The organism is Salinivibrio sp. MA351, from assembly GCF_001996065.1.
In the GTDB taxonomy this organism is placed as follows: Bacteria; Pseudomonadota; Gammaproteobacteria; order Enterobacterales; family Vibrionaceae; genus Salinivibrio; species Salinivibrio costicola.
In genome coordinates, this window is the sequence record NZ_MUFG01000005.1 from 172,889 (window position 1) to 179,607 (window position 6,719).

Consider the following 6,719-nt stretch of genomic DNA (forward strand, 5'->3'; position numbering starts at 1 on the left):
AATATTGGCGTGTCACATGGCGCATTTCTATTGCAAGTCTTGCGCGTTTTTTCAACGCCATCGCACACTTACCGATTCATCTCACACTTTTATGCAATTTAACACCCATGCCCGCAAAATCGCGGCAATTCCCCGACTGAGTCAATTTTTACGCAGACGAGATTGCCTACTATGACAGCACAACAATAAACAAGCCAAGCACTGGCTTTCCCTATAACACTGGAGGATGAACGTGCGGACTCTCACTACAGATATTGCAGTTATCGGCGCCGGTGGCGCTGGACTGCGCACCGCTATTGCGGCTGCAGAGGCCGATCCCTCTCTTAATATTGCATTGGTGTCTAAGGTCTACCCGATGCGCTCACACACTGTGGCGGCGGAAGGTGGCTCAGCGGCCGTCATCAAGGACGAGGACAGCTTAGACAATCATTTTAATGATACCGTCAGCGGCGGCGATTGGTTATGTGAGCAAGACGTTGTCGACTACTTTGTTAAAAATTGCGCCCATGAAATGGTGCAATTGGAGCAATGGGGGTGCCCTTGGAGCCGTAAAGACGACGGCAGCATTAATGTGCGTCGATTCGGCGGTATGAAAGTGGAGCGGACGTGGTTCGCTGCCGATAAAACCGGCTTTCACATGTTGCATACCTTATTCCAAACCTCGGTCAAATACCCACAAATCCAGCGCCTAGACGAATATTTTGTTGTCGATTTGATTATCGATGAGGGGCAGGTACAGGGGTTGATTGCCTTACACATGGCAGAAGGCGAGCTCGTCTGTATCAAAGCCAAGTCGGTCGTATTGGCAACCGGGGGGGCCGGCCGAGTATATAGCTGTAACACCAATGGTGGCATTGTCACCGGTGATGGCATGGCCATGGCGTATCGTCACGGGATTCCACTACGCGATATGGAATTCGTACAATATCATCCAACCGGATTGCCGGGGACAGGTATCTTAATGACCGAGGGCTGCCGAGGTGAAGGCGGCATTATTGTCAACAAAGACGGTTATCGTTACTTGCAAGATTACGGTATGGGCCCAGAAACGCCGGTCGGTCAACCGAAGAATAAATACATGGAACTTGGCCCGCGCGATAAAGTCTCTCAGGCTTTTTGGCACGAGCAACAAAAAGGCAACACCATTAAGCACACACTCGGTGATGTGGTGCATCTCGACTTGCGCCACCTGGGTGAAGACTATATTCAAGAGCGCCTACCCTTTATCTGTGAGCTGGCGAAAGCCTATGTCAATGTTGACCCAGCCAAAGAGCCGATCCCTATCCGCCCAACGGTGCATTACACCATGGGAGGGATCGAAACCGACGCGCAAACGGAAACACGTGTTAAAGGCCTATTTGCAGTCGGTGAGTGCTCTTCTGTTGGCTTACACGGCGCCAATCGTCTTGGTTCAAACTCGCTCGCCGAGCTTGCTGTCTTCGGTCGTTTAGCCGGTGAGGGCGCTGCCAAGCGTGCTAGCAGTTTCACAGATTGGAACCAAGCGGCCATCGACGCTCAAATTCAAGACGTGAAAGCGCACATTGATCAGTTGCTCTCTAATCAAGGAGAAGAAAACTGGGCGGATATTCGTCGCGAGCTCGGTGAAACCATGGAAGCGGGTTGTGGTATTTATCGTCGAGAAGACTTAATGCAGGCCACGATTGATAAAATTGCCGAACTGAAAGCTCGCTACCAAAATATCAGCATTCAAGATAAAGGCAGTGTGTTTAATACCGACCTGCTGTACGCCATTGAAGTAGGCTATGGCCTAGAAGTCGCCGAAGCCATGGCACATTCCGCGATACAGCGTAAAGAGTCACGCGGCGCACACCAACGTCTTGATGAAGGCTGCACCAGCCGTGATGATGAAAACTATCTCAAGCATACTTTGGCGTTCTATCAAGCAGAGCATGGCCCTCGCATCGACTATGGCGATGTCAAAATAACCAAGTCACAACCTCAAGCACGACTGTATGGTGATGCGGCAGAGCAAGCGAATCGTGACAGCGCCGACCAACAAGAGGAGCACGCAAAATGACGCAAGCTACCTATCAGGTCTCAGTGCTCAGGTATGATCCCGCAACGGATGAGGCCCCCTACACGCAAGACTTCGTGGTCACCGGTGACGAAACCATGTCGGTTCTGGATGCGCTGGGTTATATCAAGGATAACCTGGATAAGTCACTGTCTTATCGCTGGTCTTGTCGCATGGCCATTTGTGGCTCGTGTGGCATGATGGTTGATGGCGTGCCAAAGCTAGCCTGTAAAGCGTTTTTACGTGATTACCCCAAAGGGGTACTGATTGAGCCTTTGGCTAACTTTGCGATCGAAAAAGATCTGGTGGTGGATATGACACCATTTATTGAACGTCTTGAAGCGATCAAACCGTATATTTTAGGTAATGACCGCCGCCCCGAAGACGGGCCTAATACGCAAACGCCTGAACAAATGGCGCGCTACAAGCAGTTCGCAGCCTGTATTAATTGCGGTCTTTGTTACGCAGCGTGTCCGCAATTTGGCCTCAACCCTGACTTTTTAGGTCCCGCCGCCATCACACTTGCGCATCGTTATAATCTGGACAGTCGCGACGGTGGTCAGCACGAGCGTATGCCACTGATTAATAGTGATAACGGCGCCTGGGGGTGTACGTTTGTTGGCTATTGCTCACAAGTGTGCCCTAAAGGGGTCGATCCTGCTGGTGCGGTTAACCAAGGAAAAGTGGCCTCCACGCAAGATATGGTGATCGCCATGTTTAATCCCAATAAAGAAGGGAAGGAGGTAACAGGATGAGTAACCGTAAACCTTATGTACGGCCTATGCCTCGTACTTGGTGGCTGCACCACCCGTTTTATCGCTTCTACATGATACGAGAAGCAACTGTGCTGCCTTTAGTCTTCTTTACTCTCAGCCTAACCGCGGGATTAATTTGCTTGGTACAAGGCCCACAGGCCTGGCAGGGATGGCTTGACTATATGGCCCATCCAGTTGTGGTGTTACTCAATCTGGTCGCGTTAATCGCCAGCTTGTTCCACGCCACGACGTTTTTCAGCATGATGCCACAAGTCATGCCAATTCGAATCAAAGGGAAGCTATTGGATAGTAAATGGGTGATTGGCGCACAATGGGGCGCGGTGGCTGTAGTATCACTGATCGCCTTGGTGCTCATTTAGGAGGTGTTATGATCGATCCCAAACCAAAACGTTCCGATGAGCCAATTTGGTGGAGTTTATTTGGTGCTGGGGGGACTTGGTTCGCCATGTTCACCCCTATTACCGTGCTGATTTTAGGGATCTTAGTGCCGCTTGGTATTATTGATCCCAGCGCACTCAGCTATGACCGTGTCATGATGTTTGCCGAACATTGGCTGGGCAAGTTACTTATCCTCGCCACCTTAGCACTACCCATGTGGCATGCGATGCACCGCATTCACCATGGCCTGCACGACCTTAAGCTGCATATCGGCTTGGCAGGCAAAGTTGTCTGTTATGCGATTGCATTTACGGTCAGTGTCGTCGCCGCGCTTTTAGTATTGATGATCTAGCGTGTGCTAAAAGCAATAAAACAAAAAGCCCTGGTGAATCACACTCAGGGCTTTTTATTGTCGGTCATTATTTTACGCGTCCAACATACTCGCCAGAGCGCGTATCGACTTTGAGCACTTCACCGATTTGAATAAACAAAGGCACTCGTACAACCGCACCTGTGGTCAATGTTGCCGGCTTACCGCCTGTGCCTTGGGTATCCCCTTTTAGGCCAGGATCCGTTTCCGTCACTTCTAGTTCAACGAAATTAGGCGGTGTGACCACAATCGGATCACCATTCCAAAGGGTAAGCGTACAGCTGTTGTTTTCAACCAACCATTTAACATTCTCACCGACGGCACTTTCATTGGCCGCAATTTGTTCAAAGGTTTCGTTGTTCATAAAGTGGAAGAATTCACCGTCGGTATAAAGGTAATCCATATCCACTTCAATCACATCGGCCGCTTCAACTGTATCACCGGATTTAAAAGTCTTTTCCAAGACTTTGCCAGAGATCAGCTTACGCAGTTTGACCCGGTTAAAGGCTTGGCCTTTACCTGGTTTCACAAATTCATTTTCGGTAATGACACACGGCTCGTTATCGAGCATAATTTTCATGCCGCCGCGGAATTCATTGGTGCTGAAAGACGCCATCTTGATCCTCTTAACATCTTCGAGTTTTCACAAATGTCGCACATCATAACCCGAATCCAGCCTGCTGTTGAGCGAAACTGGATCAAAGAACTCGCAGAGGCGATCACAGATCCCAGTGAATTGCTGCAACTGCTTGAAATTTCACCAGAGGAATGGACGTCCGGTTTTGCCGCGCGCCGCTTGTTTTCACAACGCGTTCCTCGCAGTTTTGTTGCCCGAATGGAAAAAGGCAATCCGAACGACCCGCTGCTTAAGCAAGTGTTACCTATCGCGCAGGAGTTTAATGAGGTAGAGGGCTTCAGCGCTGATCCGCTTGAAGAGCAAGATAATGCGATTCCTGGGTTATTGCATAAATACCACAACCGCGTATTACTAATCGTTAAAGGAGGCTGCGCGATAAATTGCCGCTATTGCTTCCGTCGCCATTTTCCTTATCAGGATAACAAGGGCAGCAAACGCGTATGGCAAGGTGCATTGGATTATATCGCTGCACATCATGAAATTGACGAAGTGATCTTATCCGGCGGCGATCCCCTGATGGCCAAGGACGATGAACTTGATTGGCTTATCAGCGCCATTGAGCCGATGAATCATGTGAAACGGCTACGCATTCACTCTCGTCTGCCGGTGGTGATCCCAGCGCGTATCACCTCTGCGCTTACTGAACGTTTGTCTCGCTCACGCCTGCAAGTGGTGATGGTTACTCACATCAATCATGCCAATGAGATAGATACCGAGTTAAGCGATAAGCTCCACACATTGCGACAAGCGGGAATTACGCTGCTCAATCAAAGCGTGCTGCTAAAAGGGGTGAATGACAGTGCGGATGCGTTGGTGGCACTGAGTCAACGACTATTTGATGCCGGCGTTTTACCTTACTACCTGCATGTATTGGATAAAGTCCAAGGCGCCGCTCACTTTTTAGTCTCAGACGATGAAGCGCGCGCCTTAATGCAGGAGATTATCGAGCAGCTCTCCGGCTATTTAGTCCCTCGACTGACTCGGGAAACCGGTGGCCGAGCAAGTAAAACGCCGCTGGATCTTCAGTTAGAATAGCCAGAACTAAACCGCTGATGCCCGGACGATACGTGAAACTTACGCACTATCCGACCACTATATGGCTCGTACCCGCTAATCAAGCCACTCTGGCTGGCAGTCAGGTTTAGCATAACTCAGACGACCAACACGGCTGGCGGTGTGGTAGCAATCTAATCCGCTCAAGGCAACGGTGCCTGCTTGCTCGATGTCGACAAAGCCATCCTCACTGACACAACTGTCTGGCACGTGCGCTTCGATTATTTCCCCCACTAACAAGTGAGTACCATTGATCGCCATGGTGTGCTCTTCACGGAGAACAAGACCAAGGCGGATCGCGGCTTCTTGTACAAAAGGCGCACCAAACTTTTCACGCCATAAAGGCGTCAAACCAACCTGATCAAATTCAGAGATATCGTGAGGGTAACGCGCTGACGTTTGATGAGCCGCCACAATCATCTCTTTTTGTACGTGATTAAGTGTATAAAACCCCGTCGCTCTAATGTTTTCCAACGTATCACGCGGCACAGTATCAGGGCGGATTATCACCCCCATTAACGCAGGGTTTGCTCCGAGATGAAACACTGAGCTCACAATACATAAATTGGTTTGTTGGTTTGTATCGCTGGTGCCCAACAAGTTGGCTGATTTAAATCCTGATAAGCTGTTCACAAAAGTCGCACGGTAGCGTTTTTCCATCGCAACTATGGCTTCTTTCTCATACACGCTCAGTGACATGGGTTTCCTTATTTAATCTGACATTGTTGGCAGCGTGCTTGGCCCGTCAAAATCGCCGAGATCCGATAACGGTGCTGGGCAAAGAAAAGATAGGCTTTGTCTGCAAACCACGCAATAACCGGCCAGCGTAACCAACTCACCCAAGCGCCTTTTCCAACCGCATCCCACGCTACATAGGTTGCATCTAAACCATACACCATTTGCCCGTCATTATCTTGTGCATGCAAAATACGATTCGCCGAGCTGGGATCAACGTTGGGAAAATCAATGGAAAAATCCGCTTGGTGAATATCAACCAATCGCAGCGCATCGTCGCCATCCCAACGCGAGAGCTTACGCATTTCTTTCACACACAAAGGACACATGCTGTCATAGAACACAGTTACCATAATGGTACCTCCTAAGGCACTAATACGCGCCGGCGGGGACACTCGATCAAAAAAAGAAAGCCCTGACCGTCAGGCCAAGGCTCTATTGGTTTTTCATCAAAGATTAAAGATACAAAAAAGCCCCGACCGTTAGGTCAGGGCTTCGTATTTCTACTCATCAAAGTCTTACGCATATTCGCTTTGATGATTAAATTTTTGCTAACTAAAGCCTAATACTAAGCGCTAATTAGATTATCTTGTTTGATGCGATGAGGATTTTGAATCGAGACGCGCAGTGTATGCCAATACATGAGCATCGCAGATATCAAAAGCATCGAGCTATCAACAAGATAAGCAATGAGAGCCTGGCGATGTCCTACTCTCACATGGGGAGACCCCACAC

8 protein-coding genes are annotated in these 6,719 nt (G+C 49.4%); 5 read left to right on the forward strand and 3 right to left on the reverse strand.

Going from position 1 to position 6,719, the window contains the following annotated elements; all coding sequences use genetic code 11:
* Positions 1 to 232: 232 nt before the first annotated feature.
* The 4 genes from frdA to frdD are packed head-to-tail and all read left to right on the forward strand — an operon-like array spanning position 233 to position 3,541.
* Complete coding sequence (gene frdA, locus BZG78_RS05110) at positions 233 to 2,038, forward strand: fumarate reductase (quinol) flavoprotein subunit (protein WP_077660568.1); 1,806 nt, start codon at positions 233 to 235, stop codon at positions 2,036 to 2,038.
* Positions 2,035 to 2,790 (forward strand): succinate dehydrogenase/fumarate reductase iron-sulfur subunit, encoded by a 756-nt coding sequence (locus tag BZG78_RS05115; RefSeq protein WP_021023465.1) that lies wholly within the window; start codon positions 2,035 to 2,037, stop codon positions 2,788 to 2,790. The genes frdA and BZG78_RS05115 overlap by 4 nt, the downstream gene beginning before the upstream one ends.
* Positions 2,787 to 3,170, forward strand: a complete 384-nt coding sequence (frdC, locus tag BZG78_RS05120; protein ID WP_077660564.1) for a fumarate reductase subunit FrdC — start codon at positions 2,787 to 2,789, stop codon at positions 3,168 to 3,170. The genes BZG78_RS05115 and frdC overlap by 4 nt, the downstream gene beginning before the upstream one ends.
* Before the next feature lie 8 nt (positions 3,171 to 3,178).
* On the forward strand, positions 3,179 to 3,541 hold the full coding sequence (frdD, locus tag BZG78_RS05125; RefSeq protein WP_077460027.1) for a fumarate reductase subunit FrdD: 363 nt from the start codon (positions 3,179 to 3,181) through the stop codon (positions 3,539 to 3,541).
* A gap of 67 nt (positions 3,542 to 3,608) precedes the next feature.
* Here the strand turns inward: frdD and efp are convergent, their stop codons facing one another.
* The gene (gene efp / locus BZG78_RS05130; protein WP_021023462.1) at positions 3,609 to 4,175 is read right to left on the reverse strand and encodes an elongation factor P; all 567 of its coding nucleotides are present in this window, start codon (positions 4,173 to 4,175) and stop codon (positions 3,609 to 3,611) included.
* A gap of 33 nt (positions 4,176 to 4,208) precedes the next feature.
* Here efp and epmB point away from each other — a divergent pair, with 33 nt between their 5' ends.
* Positions 4,209 to 5,231, forward strand: a complete 1,023-nt coding sequence (gene epmB / locus BZG78_RS05135) for an EF-P beta-lysylation protein EpmB (RefSeq protein WP_021023461.1) — start codon at positions 4,209 to 4,211, stop codon at positions 5,229 to 5,231.
* 75 nt (positions 5,232 to 5,306) lie between these two features.
* On the opposite strand, the gene BZG78_RS05140 is transcribed toward epmB, so the two are convergent.
* Complete coding sequence (locus BZG78_RS05140; RefSeq protein ID WP_077660565.1) at positions 5,307 to 5,948, reverse strand: flavin reductase; 642 nt, start codon at positions 5,946 to 5,948, stop codon at positions 5,307 to 5,309.
* Positions 5,949 to 5,956: 8 nt separating this feature from the next.
* Positions 5,957 to 6,337, reverse strand: a complete 381-nt coding sequence (locus tag BZG78_RS05145; protein ID WP_077645955.1) for a DUF393 domain-containing protein — start codon at positions 6,335 to 6,337, stop codon at positions 5,957 to 5,959.
* Positions 6,338 to 6,719: the final 382 nt, after the last annotated feature.

Bases quoted from the DNA above. Each gene is read 5' to 3' on its own strand.
- BZG78_RS05115 (WP_021023465.1), top strand. From the start codon at position 2,035: ATGACGCAAGCTACCTATCAGGTCTCAGTGCTCAGGTATGATCCCGCA.
- frdC (WP_077660564.1), top strand. From the start codon at position 2,787: ATGAGTAACCGTAAACCTTATGTACGGCCTATGCCTCGTACTTGGTGG.
- frdD (WP_077460027.1), top strand. From the start codon at position 3,179: ATGATCGATCCCAAACCAAAACGTTCCGATGAGCCAATTTGGTGGAGT.
- efp (WP_021023462.1), bottom strand. From the start codon at position 4,175: ATGGCGTCTTTCAGCACCAATGAATTCCGCGGCGGCATGAAAATTATG.
- epmB (WP_021023461.1), top strand. From the start codon at position 4,209: ATGTCGCACATCATAACCCGAATCCAGCCTGCTGTTGAGCGAAACTGG.
- BZG78_RS05140 (WP_077660565.1), bottom strand. From the start codon at position 5,948: ATGTCACTGAGCGTGTATGAGAAAGAAGCCATAGTTGCGATGGAAAAA.
- BZG78_RS05145 (WP_077645955.1), bottom strand. From the start codon at position 6,337: ATGGTAACTGTGTTCTATGACAGCATGTGTCCTTTGTGTGTGAAAGAA.